Origin of the sequence: Bacillus sp. 204(2023) (genome assembly GCF_037027505.1) — a bacterium.
Classification (GTDB): Bacteria; Bacillota; Bacilli; order Bacillales; family Bacillaceae; genus Bacillus; species Bacillus subtilis.
In genome coordinates this window covers 754,351-770,407 of the sequence record NZ_JAXCHE010000001.1, presented here as the reverse complement: position 1 = coordinate 770,407, position 16,057 = coordinate 754,351, and the positions used below count along the sequence as shown (strand labels likewise).

At 42.7% G+C, this 16,057-nt stretch carries 22 protein-coding genes; 8 read left to right on the top strand and 14 right to left on the bottom strand.

The window, feature by feature from the left end:
* Positions 1–42 precede the first annotated feature (42 nt).
* Entirely contained in the window at positions 43–1,377 is a 1,335-nt protein-coding gene (locus WA279_RS04305) for a gluconate:H+ symporter (RefSeq protein WP_336154381.1), read from the bottom strand.
* A 362-nt stretch (positions 1,378–1,739) separates the two neighbouring features.
* Here WA279_RS04305 and WA279_RS04300 point away from each other — a divergent pair, with 362 nt between their 5' ends.
* Positions 1,740–2,129: a tautomerase family protein gene (locus WA279_RS04300; RefSeq protein WP_336154379.1), complete on the top strand. Its 390-nt coding sequence runs from the start codon at positions 1,740–1,742 to the stop codon at positions 2,127–2,129.
* A gap of 404 nt (positions 2,130–2,533) precedes the next feature.
* On the opposite strand, the gene yodB is transcribed toward WA279_RS04300, so the two are convergent.
* Positions 2,534–2,872: a transcriptional regulator YodB gene (gene yodB, locus WA279_RS04295; protein WP_004399427.1), complete on the bottom strand. Its 339-nt coding sequence runs from the start codon at positions 2,870–2,872 to the stop codon at positions 2,534–2,536.
* 129 nt (positions 2,873–3,001) lie between these two features.
* On the opposite strand from yodB, the gene WA279_RS04290 reads away from it, so the two are divergent.
* Positions 3,002–3,610, top strand: coding sequence for a nitroreductase family protein (locus tag WA279_RS04290; RefSeq protein WP_014477092.1), 609 nt, complete (start codon positions 3,002–3,004; stop codon positions 3,608–3,610).
* Positions 3,611–3,652: 42 nt separating this feature from the next.
* On the opposite strand, the gene WA279_RS04285 is transcribed toward WA279_RS04290, so the two are convergent.
* Positions 3,653–4,255, bottom strand: coding sequence for an alpha/beta hydrolase (locus WA279_RS04285; protein WP_015714108.1), 603 nt, complete (start codon positions 4,253–4,255; stop codon positions 3,653–3,655).
* A 15-nt stretch (positions 4,256–4,270) separates the two neighbouring features.
* Complete coding sequence (locus WA279_RS04280; protein WP_063335180.1) at positions 4,271–5,182, bottom strand: ring-cleaving dioxygenase; 912 nt, start codon at positions 5,180–5,182, stop codon at positions 4,271–4,273.
* Between the two features lie 183 nt (positions 5,183–5,365).
* Here WA279_RS04280 and WA279_RS04275 point away from each other — a divergent pair, with 183 nt between their 5' ends.
* Together WA279_RS04275 and WA279_RS04270 are read left to right on the top strand one after the other, a co-directional pair.
* Complete coding sequence (locus WA279_RS04275) at positions 5,366–5,566, top strand: DUF3311 domain-containing protein (RefSeq protein WP_003231189.1); 201 nt, start codon at positions 5,366–5,368, stop codon at positions 5,564–5,566.
* On the top strand, positions 5,566–7,056 hold the full coding sequence (locus WA279_RS04270; RefSeq protein ID WP_336154375.1) for a sodium:solute symporter family protein: 1,491 nt from the start codon (positions 5,566–5,568) through the stop codon (positions 7,054–7,056). Before WA279_RS04275 ends, WA279_RS04270 begins: the two co-directional genes overlap by 1 nt.
* Before the next feature lie 33 nt (positions 7,057–7,089).
* Here WA279_RS04270 and ctpA read toward each other — a convergent pair whose 3' ends face one another.
* Positions 7,090–8,490 (bottom strand): carboxy-terminal processing protease CtpA, encoded by a 1,401-nt coding sequence (gene ctpA, locus WA279_RS04265; RefSeq protein WP_123373185.1) that lies wholly within the window; start codon positions 8,488–8,490, stop codon positions 7,090–7,092.
* A gap of 152 nt (positions 8,491–8,642) precedes the next feature.
* On the opposite strand from ctpA, the gene WA279_RS04260 reads away from it, so the two are divergent.
* Together WA279_RS04260 and WA279_RS04255 are read left to right on the top strand one after the other, a co-directional pair.
* A complete protein-coding gene (locus tag WA279_RS04260) occupies positions 8,643–9,344 on the top strand; it encodes a class I SAM-dependent methyltransferase (RefSeq protein WP_014480045.1) in 702 nt (233 codons plus the stop codon).
* Between the two features lie 88 nt (positions 9,345–9,432).
* Entirely contained in the window at positions 9,433–9,684 is a 252-nt protein-coding gene (locus tag WA279_RS04255) for a hypothetical protein (protein WP_014477099.1), read from the top strand.
* A gap of 70 nt (positions 9,685–9,754) precedes the next feature.
* On the opposite strand, the gene ldcB is transcribed toward WA279_RS04255, so the two are convergent.
* Together ldcB and deoD are read right to left on the bottom strand one after the other, a co-directional pair.
* Complete coding sequence (gene ldcB, locus WA279_RS04250) at positions 9,755–10,576, bottom strand: LD-carboxypeptidase LdcB (protein WP_251187763.1); 822 nt, start codon at positions 10,574–10,576, stop codon at positions 9,755–9,757.
* A gap of 82 nt (positions 10,577–10,658) precedes the next feature.
* Complete coding sequence (deoD, locus tag WA279_RS04245; RefSeq protein WP_251187764.1) at positions 10,659–11,360, bottom strand: purine-nucleoside phosphorylase; 702 nt, start codon at positions 11,358–11,360, stop codon at positions 10,659–10,661.
* A 201-nt stretch (positions 11,361–11,561) separates the two neighbouring features.
* Between deoD and WA279_RS04240 the strand changes: the two genes are divergently transcribed.
* Positions 11,562–11,687: a hypothetical protein gene (locus WA279_RS04240; RefSeq protein WP_003231174.1), complete on the top strand. Its 126-nt coding sequence runs from the start codon at positions 11,562–11,564 to the stop codon at positions 11,685–11,687.
* 39 nt (positions 11,688–11,726) lie between these two features.
* Here WA279_RS04240 and yodL read toward each other — a convergent pair whose 3' ends face one another.
* From yodL to WA279_RS04225, 3 genes are all read right to left on the bottom strand, one after another.
* On the bottom strand, positions 11,727–12,041 hold the full coding sequence (gene yodL, locus WA279_RS04235; protein WP_004399431.1) for a shape determination protein YodL: 315 nt from the start codon (positions 12,039–12,041) through the stop codon (positions 11,727–11,729).
* 60 nt (positions 12,042–12,101) lie between these two features.
* Complete coding sequence (pgpB, locus tag WA279_RS04230; RefSeq protein WP_004399336.1) at positions 12,102–12,713, bottom strand: phosphatidylglycerophosphatase PgpB; 612 nt, start codon at positions 12,711–12,713, stop codon at positions 12,102–12,104.
* Positions 12,714–12,789: 76 nt separating this feature from the next.
* Positions 12,790–12,966, bottom strand: a complete 177-nt coding sequence (locus WA279_RS04225) for a YozD family protein (protein WP_003231166.1) — start codon at positions 12,964–12,966, stop codon at positions 12,790–12,792.
* Between the two features lie 118 nt (positions 12,967–13,084).
* Between WA279_RS04225 and WA279_RS04220 the strand changes: the two genes are divergently transcribed.
* Entirely contained in the window at positions 13,085–13,228 is a 144-nt protein-coding gene (locus WA279_RS04220) for a hypothetical protein (protein WP_003231164.1), read from the top strand.
* Here the strand turns inward: WA279_RS04220 and WA279_RS04215 are convergent.
* From WA279_RS04215 to ablA, 4 genes are all read right to left on the bottom strand, one after another.
* Positions 13,225–13,905 carry a hypothetical protein gene (locus WA279_RS04215; protein ID WP_014480050.1) on the bottom strand — a complete coding sequence of 227 codons (681 nt, stop codon included), beginning with the start codon at positions 13,903–13,905 and terminating at the stop codon, positions 13,225–13,227. The two genes, WA279_RS04220 and WA279_RS04215, sit on opposite strands and share 4 nt — an antisense overlap.
* Before the next feature lie 146 nt (positions 13,906–14,051).
* Complete coding sequence (locus WA279_RS04210; RefSeq protein ID WP_003231160.1) at positions 14,052–14,276, bottom strand: YozE family protein; 225 nt, start codon at positions 14,274–14,276, stop codon at positions 14,052–14,054.
* Positions 14,277–14,362: 86 nt separating this feature from the next.
* Positions 14,363–14,641, bottom strand: a complete 279-nt coding sequence (locus WA279_RS04205) for a YokU family protein (RefSeq protein WP_004399539.1) — start codon at positions 14,639–14,641, stop codon at positions 14,363–14,365.
* On the bottom strand, positions 14,638–16,053 hold the full coding sequence (gene ablA, locus WA279_RS04200; protein WP_004399420.1) for a lysine 2,3-aminomutase: 1,416 nt from the start codon (positions 16,051–16,053) through the stop codon (positions 14,638–14,640). The genes WA279_RS04205 and ablA overlap by 4 nt, the downstream gene beginning before the upstream one ends.
* Between the last annotated feature and the right edge of the window lie 4 nt (positions 16,054–16,057).

Genomic DNA, 16,057 nt, shown 5'->3' with positions numbered 1-16,057 from the left:
GCAAGGAAGAAAAACGATTGGGCTACGGACTGTCTATGATTGTTACATCACAAGCCCTGCCAATAACACACAGCCGAGCCCTGTAACCGAAAGAACTGTTGTAAGCAGCGTCCAGGTTTGAAATGTTTCTTTCATGCTCAAGCCGAAAAATTCCTTTACCATCCAAAATCCTGCATCATTTACATGACACGCAATGACACTGCCGGCTCCTGTTGCAAGCACCATTAACGCGGGGTTTACACTGCCAGCCTCCATAAGCGGAGCTGCCATTCCCGCTGTGGTAAGCGCAGCCACGGTAGCAGAGCCTAGACACAGACGCAGAACCGCGGCGATGGTCCATGCAACGAATAGCGGCGACATGTTTGTTTGACGGAAAAAATCAGCGACATAATCGCCGACCCCGCCGTCAATCAGCACCTGTTTAAACGCTCCTCCCCCTCCTATGATGAGCAGCATCATCGCAATTTGCGAAATTGATTCTGAAATAGATCTACTGATTTCCTGCATAGATATTTTACGGGCATATCCCATCGTATAGAGTGCAAGCAACAGCGAAATGAGCATTGCCGTTCCCGGAGTGCCGATAAATTCTATAATGTCTTTTCCTTTTGAATGTTTACTCAATAATAAAGAAAAAACTGTTGCCATTGCCATAAAGATAACCGGGAATAAAGACGTGACAGCACTGATCGCAAAGCCCGGTGTTTCATCCAGCTGAAATTCTTTCCTTGGTCCTAACTCCGATAAGTTTCCATGCTTTTGATACGCACCAGGAAAACGTTTCATCGCAAATTTATTAAATAAAGGCCCGGCAATCACAGTTGTCGGAACAGCGATGATGATTCCAAAAAGCAGCACCTGGCCAATATGAGCACCGTATGCAACTGAGATAGCAGTTGGAGCAGGATGCGGGGGCAAAAATCCGTGAGTAACATTTAAGGCGGCGGCCATCGGGATTCCCAGATACAGAAAAGGCATTTTTAATTCTTTAGCAATCGCGTAAACAATCGGTATCAACAGAACAAGACCCACTTCAAAAAACAGCGCAATACCGATGATAAAAGAGGCAACTACAACCGCCGCCTCTATTCGTTCCTTCCCGAATTTGTCAATCAGCGTAATGGCAATTCGGTAGCCGCCCCCAGCATCTGAGACAAGCCTCCCGAGCATCGCGCCAAGTCCAAACACTAAAGCTAAATGCCCCAGCTGCCCGCCAATTCCCGTCTCAATTGAAAGAACAATTTTATTGATTTCCATTCCAAGTCCGATGGCTACTAAAAATGAAACGACAATCAGTGAGACAAAGGTATTTAATTTTACTTTAATAATGAGAAATAACAGAATCAGCACTCCGACAGCTACAATTAAAATCGGCATGGTACCCCTCCAAAAGTGTTTTATATGATTCTCGCGACAATGTTTTGGCGCTTTTCATGCCTGGATGAAAAGAAAACGCTTTCATCAATAACTAAAAACGTCTTGGTTATATGATTGTTATCTTTTGATCAACTAATATGTTCATACTAATCTCCTAATCAATGACTGTCAATCGTTTTTATGAGCTTGTCTCGATACCTACCGCCTAACCAATGATTTATTAGTTATATGTTGATTAACTTTTGGTTATATGTTATGTTTTTTAAAGTTGACTGCCAATCATTATATCTATCCATTGTCTGGAAGCAAATGAGACAATATGAGAACAGACGGATAACAACTTCACAAGAGGAGGAGTACACATGCCATTATTGCGTTTTGATGTAATTGAGGGCCGTGATGAAAAAGCGCTGCAATTGTTATTAGATACTGCTCACCAAGCGATGGTTGAAGCGTTTGGTGTTCCGGAAAGAGACCGTTATCAAATTGTCCATCAGCATCCCGCAAACGAGCTTATAATCCAAGATACGGGATTAGGGTTTCAGAGAACCAAGGACCTGGTCATCATTAGCATGACAAGCAAAGCAAGAACCGAAAGCCAAAAGGAAAAATTGTATGCTCTGCTTGCTGAAAGGCTAGAAGAAAAATGCGGAATTTCCCCTGAAGACCTCATAGTATCTATTACTGAGAATGGTGACGCAGACTGGAGTTTCGGTCTCGGTGAGGCGCAATTTTTGAATGGAAAACTATAAGATTTTGTCTCCCCATAAAAAAAAAGAGAGAGCTCCAAAGAAGCTCTCTCTTTTTTCATAAATGCGGAAGTCATCAGTATAGAAGCATCCAGCAATACGAAAAACCTGGATTTCCTTTTAGATCCGGTTTAAATGCCAATTGGAAGCTGACTGGGTTTTGGCCGAAAATATAAAATTTTGCTGATTTGCATAATAAGATACATCATAATCCCCATTTACAATAGGTTGGATGTTATAACTTATTGATCATTTCCTATTTTATATATCCCCTTCATATGCACATGACACTTTTGCCAATCCAGAAATGTCAGTCTGACAAATATAAAAAGTCATGTAAACGGGTGTGAACCGTACTTACATGACTCACCATGGAAACAAACGCTCTTTTTCAGACGCCGCTTTCCTTATTTCTCTTCTTCACACACTGTGTCACCAGGCTCGCAAAATTGATCGGCCCATGCCTGCATCTCTTGAAATACAGCTTGAAGCGCTGTTCCTTTTTCAGTCAGCGTGTAGATGACTTTGACCGGCGTTTCAGGGAGAACCTGCCGTTCGACAATCTCGTTTTGTTCAAGCTCCTTCAAGCGCTCTGCCAACATTTTTTGGCTGATCATCGGTATTGTTTCCGTTATCTCTTTAAACCGTTTCGGCCCATCCATTAGCACATGGATGATCAGACCGTTCCATCGTTTTCCCAGCAATGAGAATGCGGATTCCATTTTAGGGCACATCGTATTTCCCACAAGCCTTCATCCCTTCATCTATTGATTGACATGTATTCAATGATCCATTACAATAATCTTTCAAGTTACATTTAGTAAGCTTCTAACTTTTCTATTATCATACCACGTTTATCCGAAGGAGGAAACACTATGACGAATACTCTGGATGTTTTAAAAGCACGTGCATCTGTAAAGGAATATGATACAAATGCCCCGATCTCTAAGGAGGAGCTGACTGAGCTATTAGACCTTGCCGCTAAAGCGCCTTCCGCTTGGAACCTTCAGCATTGGCATTTTACAGTATTCCACAGCGATGAATCAAAAGCGGAGCTTCTTCCTGTAGCGTATAATCAAAAACAAATCGTTGAGTCTTCTGCTGTTGTTGCCATTTTAGGCGATTTAAAGGCAAATGAAAACGGTGAAGAAGTTTATGCTGAATTAGCAAGCCAAGGCTATATTACGGATGAAATCAAACAAACATTGCTCGGCCAAATCAACGGTGCTTACCAAAGCGAGCAATTCGCACGTGATTCCGCTTTCTTAAATGCTTCTTTAGCTGCTATGCAGCTTATGATTGCCGCAAAAGCAAAAGGTTATGACACTTGCGCAATCGGCGGATTTAACAAAGAGCAGTTCCAAAAGCAATTTGATATCAGTGAGCGCTATGTTCCGGTTATGCTAATTTCAATCGGCAAAGCAGTGAAGCCTGCGCATCAAAGCAACCGTCTGCCGCTTTCAAAAGTATCAACTTGGCTGTAAGGATATGAAAAACCTTAGTCCGAAATCCGGACTAAGGTTTTTTTATACAATCGCCTCTTTGTACCATTCACGAGCCTGTTCAGCTTCATGCTGAGTCAGCTGATGGCCCCCGTCCTGCCAGAAAACGGAGGCTGATGCCCCGCTGTCACGTAAATAGCGGTAAAGCTCTTCTGATTCTTCCTTCGTGCAAAGAGGATCGTATTTCCCGGCACCGATAAAAACAGGGAGCCCCGCCATATCAGGCAGCTCGATACCCCGAATCGGAACCATTGGGTGATGCAGAATAGCCCCTTTTAACACATCTTTATAATGAAAAAGCAGGCTTGCCGCAATGTTTGCGCCGTTTGAATAACCGACTGCAATCACTCGGCCGCGATTAAACTGATGCGTTTCTGCAGCCTCGTCGATAAAATCTTTCAATTCTCTTGTCCTCACCACAAGATCCTTTTCATCAAAAACTCCTTCACTCAGACGTTTGAAAAATCGCGGCATTCCATTTTCAAGCACCGATCCTCTGACACCAAGCAAATGGGCATCAGGGTCTATAAACCGCCCCAATGAAAGCAGATCGTGTTCATTACCGCCCGTGCCATGCAATAGCAAAAGTACGTTGTCAGATGTTCCTTTTTCATAAATATGCTTCATTATAAATTCCCCCTTTTAAAGTTCAGGTAAAATGTCTGTAATTTGTTGTCTATGTTTCTCCAGCCATTCAGGCAGTTTTAAGGAAGTTCCTAGCTCAGCAAACGTTTCATCTGTCATAAATCCTGGTTCATCTGTGGCAATTTCAAATAAGATACCGCCTTTCTCCCTGAAATAAACTGATGTAAAGTATTCCCTGTCGAGAATTTCTGATGAAGGCAGATGGTTTTCAGCAATTATCGGCAGCCATTTCGCCTGTTCCTTTTTCTTAGTCCGAAACGCTACATGGTGTACCGTACCATATCCTCCGACTCCTCTTTTTTCAGGGTGTAAATGGACATCAATGACACCGCCGACGGCCGCTGAGGTTGCCAGTCTGACAATCTGGTCTTCTTCGGCCACTTTGGTATATCCAAAGCTTTCCGTTAACAATTGTATGGTCGCCTGCGGGTCGTAAGAATATAGCAGCACACCTTTCATTCCCGTAATTGCTTCATTTGTTGTGATCCCGTCAGGCGTCCACTCGCTTTTGCCGCTTTTCGCATCCTCCATGATCGCCAGCGGAAGGTCTTCTGTATCATCAAAAATAAGACCTTTTTCACCAAACAACGTTTTTTCCTCTAGGCTCAGCCCGCTTTTCTCAAGACGCTCCTTCCAAAAAGACAGGGAGCCTGAGGGAACTGAAAAGTACACCCGGCCCGCTTGGCCTTTTCCTACCGTTCCCTGTCCGCTTCCTTGGAACGGAAAAAAGGTCATTATTGTACCGGGATCTCCGTTTTGATTCCCAAAGTAAAAATGATACGTCCCGGGATCATCAAAGTTTACTGTTTTTTTAACAAGTCTGAGCCCAAGCACTTCTGTATAAAATCGCAAGTTTTCTTGCGGATCTCTGGCGAATGCTGTGACATGGTGCAATCCTTCTGTTTTCATTTTCTCACTCCTATTTATCTCGATTTCAAGATATTTATTATTTTAAACCTTTATTGAAAAGGATGCAAACCATGTGTTTTGTTTAAATAATTGAAAAAATCATTTTTTTCTAATAATTATCTTGTGATCTTTTCTAACAACTGCTATTATAGTGAGCATTATCATGTTTCAGGAGGAAAGTAAATGGTTAAAAAAGCACTTATTGTTATTCTCATTCTTTTGCCATTCGTTCAGCTCGCGCTTTTGCCGCTTGTGAATCGAATAGAACCGATTATGTTCGGCCTACCGTTTTTCCACTTTTGGCTGCTGCTGTGGATTATTGTTACGCCGTTATGCTCGTTTGGCATTTATCAGATGCAAAAAAAAGATGGAGGACTTGAATAATGCAAGGGAATCTGACTGCACTTCTCATTACTTCTATTATTGTTTTAACCGTTGTCTGTATCGGCTTTCTCGCCGGAAGAGACAAATCCTCGCGCACTTCTGTGGAAGAATGGTCTGTCGGCGGCAGACGCTTCGGCGGTCTTCTCGTCTGGTTTTTAGTAGGCGCTGACCTTTATACGGCCTATACTTTCTTAGGGTTGACCAGTACTGCTTTTACAGGCGGAAGTGTTGCATTTTTCGCCATTCCTTATTCTGTGTTGGCCTACTTTATCGCCTACTTCTTCTTGCCAAAACTTTGGAAAGTTGCGAAAATTCATAAATTAACAACACTCGCGGATTATGCCCGAGAACGTTTTAACAGTAAGCTTTTGGCAAGCCTCGTTGCCATCGTTGGGGTACTCATGCTTATTCCGTACATATGCCTTCAGCTGAGCGGCATCCAAGACACGCTTCAGGTTGCCGGCACTGGCTATATTAACGTAAAATTCGTTGTGATCATTTCATTTATTCTTGTTGCTCTTTACACATTCTTCAGCGGGATTAAAGGGCCCACATATACAGCCATCATTAAGGACATTTTAGTATGGGTCATTATGCTGTTTATGGTGGTGTCCCTCCCTCTCATTCATTTTAACGGCTGGACGCCAATGATTGACACGTTAGTGAAGGAAGCGCCGCAAATGCTGACGATACCGGCAGAAGGGCCAAAAGGCATCCCTTGGTTTATCACAGCATCTATTGTTTCCGCTCTGGCACTTTTTATGTGGGCACATGCCGCTACAGGTGTTTTCACGGCGAAAAGCGCTGATGCAGTAAGAAAAAACAGCATGTTTTTGCCGCTTTACAATATTGTGTTAATTTTGGTCATTTTTCTTGGCTTTATCGCCTTTCTTGTCCTGCCGGAAGATACAAATCCAAGGCTGGCGCTGCTGCATTTGATTCAAACATCTTACGGCGGCGTGACACAAGGCTTTGCATATGCCACGATCGCTCTTGCTTCATTAATACCTTGTTCCATTATGGCAATCGGCGCATCGAATTTATTCGCCAACAACCTATACCGGGATTTGATTCATCCGAATGTGTCGCAAAGCAAGCTGACCCTCGTCACACGTTCAATGGTATTTGTTGTCATCGGTCTCGCGCTGCTGTTTGGAATGCTGTTCCCGACTGCCTTAGTGACACTCCAGCTATTAGGTGTATCCGGCATGGTGCAAATCTTCCCGGCGATTGCTGTCAGTCTATTCTGGAAGCATCAAACGAAAGAAGCGACAGTTATCGGATTATTAGTCGGCCTTGCGGTTACGTTTATTGTGTATACCACTCAATCCGCACATGGCATTTATGAAGGATTCTGGGGATTGGCCGCCAACATGATCGCTGTGGTTATCCTGAATCCGCTGTTCGTTAAAAACGCGGGATCCAATCCTGTCATTGAAGGTTTATTTGGCAAAAAACAAGACGCTAATCCAAATCAAAAGGGTGCATAAAAAAACCATACGCGGCAGCCGCGTATGGTTTTTTTACATTTCTTTTTTCAGTGTTTCAATTGCCTTTTCCATTTGCGTATCATTATCAGACAGCTTCTTCTGAAGTTCTATCATTAATTTCGTTGTTGTATCGCCAGTCAGTATGCCTGTCTCTTTCAGCTTCTCTTTTTTCTGGAACTGTTTGACGACAGATACAAAGTCCTGGTCATACGTACTGTTAACGTTTACCTTGTAACCAAGTGCTTTGAGCATTTTCTGAGCCACTTTGACGTTTGTGCCTGTATCACCTGATTTGTACGTTTTATCTGCGTCCAAATACGGCAGCTTCGCGTAATCAGGCAGCTCTGCTTTCACTTGAGGCTTGATGCCTTTTTTGTGAATCCATTCGCCGTCAGCAGTCAGCCATTTGGCAACTGTCAGTTTGACAGTAGAGCCATCATCATATTCTTTTGCCGTTTGCACTGTACCTTTTCCGAATGTCGTCTCGCCGATTAACGGTACGTTTGACGATTCATGAAGGGCAGCGGCCATAATTTCGGCTGCGCTTGCTGTACCGTCATTTACTAAAACGACGGTCGGCTTGGTCACTTTCCGTTCTTTTTCGGCCTTCATGACTTCTTTTGAACCGTTTTTGTATTCAACCTGCATGATGTTTTTCCCTTTATCAATGAACAGGTTGCTCATCGTAATCGCCTGTTCCATTAAGCCGCCCGGGTTGCCTCTCAAATCTAAAATATAGCCTTTGGCGCCTTTTTTCTCTAAACTGTCAATCGCATCTGTCAGCTCTTTAGCTGTTGTTTCAGAGAAAGAAGTGATTTGAATTTCTCCGATGTTGTTGTCTTTCATCTCTGAATAGACAGTCTCTACAGGAATGGTATCGCGCTTAATGGAAAGATCGATATTCCCCACTCCCGCTCTGTTCAGTTCAAGCTTCACCTTTGTGCCCTTTTTGCCTCGGATTAAAGCGACGGCTTCATTTACATTCATGCCTTTTACGCTTTTTCCATTTACCTTAATGATTTGGTCCCTCGGTTTGATACCGGCTTTTTCAGCAGGTGAACCTTTAATTGGGGATACAATAAGGATTTCTCCGTCTTTCTCCTCTACTTGGGCTCCGATTCCTTCAAAAGATGCTGAAATCGTCTCGTCGAATGATTTCGCTTGCTCTTGATCCATATATGTAGAATACGGATCATCCAGTGATTGAATCATTCCTTTAATTGCTCCGTCTACTAATTTGTCATCATCTGTTTTTTGGTAATAATCACTTTTGATTTGCTCATACGCTTTATTTAATTTGTCGAACTTGCTGTCTCCTGTGCTTGTTGATTTTTGGCCCAGGATACTGGAATTGCCCGTAATAAATAAAGTAAGCGCCGAAGCGACAACTGCAGTGATCAGCACAATAAAAAACAGTTTTAATTGCCGTTTCAATTAAACACCACCTTTTTCTTCTTACATTATTATCATGGACGAATTCTTATTCGTCAACTCGGAGCAGAAATGAAAGAGAAACGCCCTTCTTTTGCTTTTCATAAACCTATGGCTTTATACGACATATGATAAGGAAAAAGGAGGATTCGATATTGAGCCGATATTTAGAAATGCTGTCCTTATTCGGTGTCGCAGGGGCGCACCCAGGCGGGCTGGCTTTTTCAAAAGCGGTCTTGCAAAAGGCTGCACCCTCTCCGAATCAGCCGATTCTTGATGCCGGATGCGGAACAGGGCAAACGGCGGCTTATTTAGGACATTTGCTGTATCCTGTAACAGTCGTTGATAAAGATCCTATTATGCTTGAGAAAGCGAAAAAAAGATTTGCGAATGAAGGGCTTGCCATCCCTGCATACCAGGCGGAGCTGGAACATCTCCCGTTTTCTTCTGAGTCCTTTTCCTGTGTCCTGTCAGAATCGGTCCTCAGTTTTTCACGCCTGACATCCTCTCTTCAAGAAATTTCAAGAGTTTTAAAACCCGGCGGGATGCTGATCGGTATCGAAGCTGCTTTAAAAAAACCGATGCCCCCTGCAGAAAAGAAGCAAATGATGGATTTTTACGGATTTACTTGCTTACATGAAGAAAGCGAATGGCATAAACTCCTAAGATCCTATGGCTTTCAAAAAACAGAAGCGATGACACTTCTTCCGGAAGACATGGAATTTGAACCAACCACAGAAATGGATTTATCGCAAACGATTGATCCCATCTATTACGATACGCTTCAAACACATTATCAGCTCATGCAGTTATATAGTGAGTACATGGGTCATTGTATTTTTATCGCGTACAAGTAAAACGGCGTATCGCCCCCTGTTTTCGTCCAACCTTTTTTTCCCCATCTATCATATGCTGATAGAAAGTCAGGATAGGAGGGGAACAATATTGGAGAGATATTATCACCTTTGCAAAAACCATCAAGGTAAAGTCGTCAGAATTACAGAGAGAGGCGGGAGAGTTCACGTCGGCAGAATTACCCGTGTAACAAGAGACAGAGTTTTTATAGCTCCGACCGGCGGAGGGCCAAGAGGTTTCGGTTACGGATATTGGGGCGGTTATTGGGGATACGGAGCAGCTTACGGTATTTCCCTCGGTTTAATTACAGGGGTCGCTCTTGCTGGTTTATTCTTCTGGTAAGCATAGTACAAATGCTAGATTCACCAGACACAATGAAGCCCGCTTATCTAGTGTAAGCGGGCTTTTCATTTTAAATTTTCTTCACTTTTTCAAAGTACTCTTCAAGCGTTAAATCATTATCTTGGATGACCTTTGCGGCTTTTTTGCCTACATAGCGCAGATGCCATGGCTCATATTCATATTTCGTGATATCTTCTTTATTTTTCGGATAGCGAATGATAAAGCCATATTTATAAGCATTGTCCTGCACCCATTTCCCGTCTGCCGTGCTTCCGAACGCTTCATTTAGCTCAAAGCCATTGCTCCGGCTCGAAATGTCCATCGCAAGGCCTGTTTGATGCTCGCTTTCACCCGGGTAAGCGACCGCTTCCTTTGCCTTCTTTTCCCCTTTTAGGCTTACTTCATTGTCAAAAATGACTTTCTGTCTGTCATACGAACGGTACCCTGAGACAGCTGCCAGTTCATAGCCTTCCTTTTTGGCAGCATCGAACATTGTTTTTAATGCGTCGGCCGCTTCTTTTCTGATGTAACGTTTTTGAATCTTTTCTTCAAAAGAAAACTCTACATCAGGTATGACAAGATCGCTAGGTTCATAGTTTCCGGGCAGTGCATATTGTTTATTGACAAGCGCGAGTATATTTTCTGGATTTTGAATGGTTTCCAGACCATCGACTTTTTTAATATCATTGAAATACTGGCTTTCCAATGAAAACTCACTGTTTTGAGTGTTTGATTTTTTGCTGTCAGCTGCTTTTTGTTCTGTTTGCTTTGTTTCTGCTGTGGTTTTCGTATCCTTTTGAGCATCACCGTTCGACATGCTGCAGCCGGCTCCGACTATTGCCGTTACACTCAGAGCGGCAGCCAGTGAGAACCATTTACCGGACTTTTTCATATTACATTACCTTCCTTTTATCAATCGTTTCCGCATTCATAAAGAAGAGGCTGCCGGCACCCAGCACGCCTCTTGATATATTTTATTGTGATACGGAATGTAAAGCCACTTCTATCATATCATGAAATGTCGTTTGACGCTCTTCCGCTGTCGTTTCTTCTCCTGTTAATACATGATCACTCACGGTGAGAATTGACAGGGCTTTTCTTCCGTGCTTCGCTGCTAATGTATACAATGCAGTTGTTTCCATTTCAACGCCAAGCACACCGTATTTTGCAAGTTTTTCAATTTGCGAATCGTCGTTGTAGAACTGGTCAGCTGTAAATACGCTCCCTACAGTCACCGGCACACCTTTATCCTTTGCGGCATCATAGGCATTTTTTAAAAGCTCAAAATCTGCGCAAGGCGCAAAATCAATGCTTCCAAAAGCGACTCTGTTCATTTGTGAATCAGTTGAGGAGGTCATCGCCAAAATGACGTCTCGCACTTTGACATCTTTACAAATAGCGCCGCAGGAACCGACTCTTATTAGATTTTGCACATCGTAGCTTTGAATTAATTCATTCACATAAATTGAAATAGACGGAACACCCATTCCCGTGCCTTGTACTGAGATTTTTTTACCTTTATATGTACCCGTAAATCCATACATGCCTCTGACTTCATTGTAGCATTCTACATTTTCAAGATACGTTTCTGCAATAAATTTTGCTCTGAGAGGATCTCCCGGCAAAAGCACTGTATCCGCAATTTGTCCTTTTTCAGCACCTATATGTACACTCATCTCATATCCTCCTGTAAATCTAAATTATCATCCAGCCCGTCCATTTTACAACGAATGTCATGATGAAACAAACTTCAGCATTGATTATAAAGGAATATGTCGAAAAAAGAAATGTTCGAGGATCTGTTAGGCACTTCCTCAGAAAAACGGATAATCGGGGTGTTAATTTGAAAACCTAACCGCAGGAAGGAGGGGTGGGACATGGGTAAAAAACATCGCAACCGGATCACCGGCCAAAAAAAGAACAATCATATACCTGAAAAAGATATCATTGCAGCTGAAGAAGCACACGGGAAAGAATATTCTGCTGCCAAACGCAAGCCTTAAAACTGCAGAAAACTGCGGGTTTCCGCAGTTTTCTTTTCATTATGTCGTTTGTACAATCAGACGATTGATTTTCCTCCAGCCGGCGGGAAGCAGTTGATAATATGTTTTCCCTTTTCTGCCTTCATCAATCAGGATCACGTCCCCTGTGGCCATGAATCTTGCATCATAATCACTCGGAACAGTGTCGAATACATTAAACAAAGAGAATGCTCTTTTCAGCACGTCTTGATGATCGCTCCCGTTCAGTTCAGTTCGATAGACGGCTCTGTAGCCCTTTTTTTCGCCAAACCGGGGTGTCTGAAATATTGTCACGTCATAGGAACAAGACTTCTTTTTAAACACGGATAACATCATCAAGATCCCCTCCCTTTTATTTCTTTAACATATTGGCGTTTTTGCTGTATTTTCCTCTCTCTATTTTTGTCGAAACCGCTTAATCTTTTCGTCAAAACCTTTTACTAGGAAAAACAGAAGCAAGCCGAGGCTAAAGCCTCCTAACACATCTGTCACAAAATGAACCCCCAGATACACTCTGCTTATGCCGACTAAAACAGCAATTACACCGGCTATGATATATACCATTTTTTTATGCTTGGACAAAAACGGGAGGTGTTTCACTAAAAAGTAGGCAATAACAGGATAGACACAAGCAGCATTCATGGAATGGCCGCTCGGAAAACTGAAAGATGATTCATGAACCAGCGGTGCAAAATCAGGCCTCACTCTTTCGATCCATTCTTTTAAGACTTTGTTTAACAGCCGATCTGTGCCGAATACTAAGAGCATCAACAGGCCGTCCCATGTTTTTCTGTAGAAAAACATGCCTGCTCCAATGATGACAATTAGAGGGAGCAGAAAAGAAGAAGCACCAAGATGCGTGATCCCCGTCATGACTTCATTAAGCCATGGCTGACGGATCAAAACAGCTGCCTTGCTTATTGCTTCATCTGCAGATTGAACAGCATTTGTATGAATGGCCGCAGCTAGAATGAGAAAGAAAAGAAACAAACTAACGGGCTTGTACAATTTAACCACCTCAATTTTTTCAGAAGTCATAGAACACGAATAATAAAACCGGAGCTGACCGCTCCGGTTTTAAGCCTCACTCATCTTCATCCAGCTCTTCATCTATCATACATTTTTCTATCAAATAATCAAAGGTGATATCAGCGATTTCAAACAGCTCATCCTCACTCGGTATGTAGCCCCGTCTTGCAAGCTCTCTGTAAAAAAATTCAGCGATTTCTTCCGTATCAATCACAAGATCTATTTCTTTCATCTCCGTACCGCCTCCTTTTTTATGTTTTATGAAAAAACAGGCTGAATTATACCCGGTGTTCTAAACAATTCTTTCAGTCATATATTGAATAAAAAACGAGCCATGGGAGGCTGACGCTATGATTGCTAAAATGATGGAAGCACTGGACGGAGAAAGATTTGATATCATAATGGAAAAAACGCTCAAAGGAATGACGCGTGTGATGATTTGGGGCTGTCTGCCATATTTTTTATATGTCTTGATCCGTATGTTCACAAACTAACTGAAATGCTCTTTTAAACTTTCCAAAACAAACATCATCATGTCTTTATATTCTTCATCATGAAACATTTCGTACAGAATTTTGTAGTCATTATAAATATCCAGAAGCTCATCAACAATTGACACAGCAAGGATGTGAAGGGTATCTTGATCTTCATCATCGCCTTCAAACTGAAGAAGAGCAGACGATGCGATATCTTCGCCGATCTCATGGCCAGTTTCTCCGACATAATGGACAAACAACAGCTGATGCACAAACTGGTCCATTTCATATTTTCTAAGCACCAGCGTGAGATCCTCTTCCTCCGTTTCAAGCCACTCTCCATCCTTTAAACGGGTCAGCTCATAAATGATATCTTCCCAGCCATCTTCTAAATATCTCCAAATTTCTGTTCTATGGCCGATAATGCGAAAGAGTTCTTTTCCATAATCTTTTACATAAACAACGTCCCCAATAAGGAATTCATACTCAATATCAAGCTTCTCCATGTCGACAATGACACCCTCATAATCTTTATAAAGCTGAATAGATGATTCAAAGTATAAAACTTCGTTATGATTGACTTCATAAAGATAGTGTTTATCAATTTGGTGCACTTTTGTGATGGTGCCGACTGTTCCATACATAATGACGACTACGATATCCCCTACTTGGAATTTCGGTTTATTTTGCTTCATGGTGTCTCCCCCTCGCCGCAACATTTCTCATACGCTATCGTATGCCGGGTGAAGCCAATTCGCATGGGCATGAAAACCAAAGGAAATATCCAATTATGGTATGGGGGACATAAAAAATCCGCAGTGATCTGCGGATGAAACAGCTATTATCTGCCGTGCACTTCAGACTCGTATTGATCCCAAGCTTCATCAAACGTCGCCATCGTGTGAAGGTAATCAGCATTCAGCTCCAAATATGAACTGATTTCATGATAATCGGTTGATGTTTTTGGAAAGCTGTGATCCTCATACGCCTGATTGGCAAATTCACTGATGCTGTCCTTCGGCTTAGGGTGTCTGTATTTCAATAAATAGTGATAAAAGGATTTCATGGGTTTCCCCTCCTGGTGTCTGTCTTTTGTTGTTCTATTATACAGTTCAAGTGTAAAATTACAACAAAAGAATACTGAAACATGACTCAGGAGAAGTCAAAATAGTTGCGTTTCAAAATTCTTTCTGTCTCCATGAGCTGCTGATATGTCAGGCTTTCAGGCAGTTTTTTTGTTTGAATTAAAAGCAGCTGATCCTCAATCTCCTTAACCGTGTTTTCCTCTTGATAAGTCATACCGCAGGAAGAACATACCATGGCAGGGGTGTCTGTCAGTTCTATAGCCCTCGTTCCATCAGGGAGCTCCCAGTACACCGTGTTCCTGCCGGGCACCGCTTCAAGCTCTCCGCACCACTCGCATGTTTTCATGAAGAATCCCCTCCGCATTCAGTCTCTTTCTGTTTTTTCTGCTGCGCCAAAAATTTCTTTTCTTTAAGCTGATCTCTTTTCTCACGCCGATCTTTTAATGTTTCATGCTCCGGATTTGCGATGTATGCCTCTCTCCTTTTGATTCTGTCTACATTTTCAGGTGTAAACGAAACTTCTTTGTCAGCAAAAATGGCACTCAGCCCGATCGGCTCCTTTTTGTCAGCGGTTTCAGGGAAAACAGACTCAAAATAGGCGTCTGCCTGATTGGGGATATAATTCTCTGGTTCCGGATATGACGTAATCACACCTTCAAAATTTCTTAAGATCACTTTGTCAGGACTTTGTGACAGTACATAGTTTGGCTGCAGGGCGATTTTACCGCCGCCGCCTGGTGCGTCAACGACAAAGGTAGGAACCGCATAGCCTGAGGTATGACCTCTCAGCCCTTCAATGATCTCCAAACCTTTGGAAACAGGAGCTCTGAAATGCCCAATTCCTTCTGACAGATCACATTGGTAAATATAATAAGGACGGACTCTGATTTTTACCAAGTCATGCATGAGCTTTTTCATAATTGGAACCGAATCATTAATACCTGCTAATACGACAGCCTGATTTCCGACCGGCACTCCCGCGTTCACCAGCTTTTCACATGCCTCAACGGATTCTTCTGTCATTTCGATGCTTGTGTTAAAATGGGTGTTCAGCCAGACCGGATGATATTTTTTCAATATCTCGCACAGATGATCGGTAATGCGCTGTGGAAAGACGACGGGCGCTCTTGTTCCGATTCTGATGACTTCCAGATGCGGAATGCTGCGCAGCTCTTTTAAAATATATTCTAAAATTTGGTCGTTGATGAGCAGCCCATCACCGCCTGAAATTAAACAATCGCGGATTTCAGGTGTTTCCCGGATATAAGCAATTGCAGCATCAAGCTGTTTTTTGGGGACTCCCATTCCGATTTGTCCGGAAAAGCGCCTTCTTGTGCAGTAGCGGCAGTACATGGAACATTGATTCGTGACAAGAAACAGCACACGGTCGGGATAGCGGTGTGTCAGACCGGGTACCGGTGAATCTTCATCCTCATGAAGCGGGTCTTCCAGATCGTATTTTGTTTTGTGCATTTCTTCAGAAAGCGGCACAGACTGCATGCGTACCGGGCATCTCGGATTGTCGGGGTCCATTAAAGAAGCATAGTAAGGTGTAATATTTAAGGGGATCGTTTTGGTAGAAATTCTGACGCCTTCCTCTTCATCCTCGGTCAGATTGATGACCTTCTTTAAATCATCTAACGTTCTTACAGTGTGTGTCAGCTGCCAAAGCCAATCGTTCCATTTCTCTTCCGGAACGTCCTTCCATAACTCGATCTCCTTCCAATGCCGTTTCGGTTTATACCATTTGTTTTTCAAACGA

Excerpts from the sequence above, each read along its gene's own strand:
- WA279_RS04270 (WP_336154375.1), top strand. The coding sequence starts at position 5,566 with ATGCAAGGGAATCTGACTGCACTTCTCATTACTTCTATTATTGTTTTA.
- deoD (WP_251187764.1), bottom strand. The coding sequence starts at position 11,360 with ATGAGTGTACATATAGGTGCTGAAAAAGGACAAATTGCGGATACAGTG.
- WA279_RS04205 (WP_004399539.1), bottom strand. The coding sequence starts at position 14,641 with ATGAAAACATGCGAGTGGTGCGGAGAGCTTGAAGCGGTGCCCGGCAGG.
- WA279_RS04275 (WP_003231189.1), top strand. The coding sequence starts at position 5,366 with ATGGTTAAAAAAGCACTTATTGTTATTCTCATTCTTTTGCCATTCGTT.
- WA279_RS04305 (WP_336154381.1), bottom strand. The coding sequence starts at position 1,377 with ATGCCGATTTTAATTGTAGCTGTCGGAGTGCTGATTCTGTTATTTCTC.
- WA279_RS04220 (WP_003231164.1), top strand. The coding sequence starts at position 13,085 with ATGATTGCTAAAATGATGGAAGCACTGGACGGAGAAAGATTTGATATC.
- WA279_RS04290 (WP_014477092.1), top strand. The coding sequence starts at position 3,002 with ATGACGAATACTCTGGATGTTTTAAAAGCACGTGCATCTGTAAAGGAA.
- WA279_RS04285 (WP_015714108.1), bottom strand. The coding sequence starts at position 4,255 with ATGAAGCATATTTATGAAAAAGGAACATCTGACAACGTACTTTTGCTA.
- WA279_RS04225 (WP_003231166.1), bottom strand. The coding sequence starts at position 12,966 with ATGAAAGAAATAGATCTTGTGATTGATACGGAAGAAATCGCTGAATTT.
- WA279_RS04280 (WP_063335180.1), bottom strand. The coding sequence starts at position 5,182 with ATGAAAACAGAAGGATTGCACCATGTCACAGCATTCGCCAGAGATCCG.
- WA279_RS04215 (WP_014480050.1), bottom strand. The coding sequence starts at position 13,905 with ATGAAGCAAAATAAACCGAAATTCCAAGTAGGGGATATCGTAGTCGTC.
- WA279_RS04300 (WP_336154379.1), top strand. The coding sequence starts at position 1,740 with ATGCCATTATTGCGTTTTGATGTAATTGAGGGCCGTGATGAAAAAGCG.
- ldcB (WP_251187763.1), bottom strand. The coding sequence starts at position 10,576 with ATGAAAAAGTCCGGTAAATGGTTCTCACTGGCTGCCGCTCTGAGTGTA.
- yodL (WP_004399431.1), bottom strand. The coding sequence starts at position 12,041 with ATGATGTTATCCGTGTTTAAAAAGAAGTCTTGTTCCTATGACGTGACA.
- WA279_RS04210 (WP_003231160.1), bottom strand. The coding sequence starts at position 14,276 with ATGAAATCCTTTTATCACTATTTATTGAAATACAGACACCCTAAGCCG.
- WA279_RS04240 (WP_003231174.1), top strand. The coding sequence starts at position 11,562 with ATGGGTAAAAAACATCGCAACCGGATCACCGGCCAAAAAAAGAACAAT.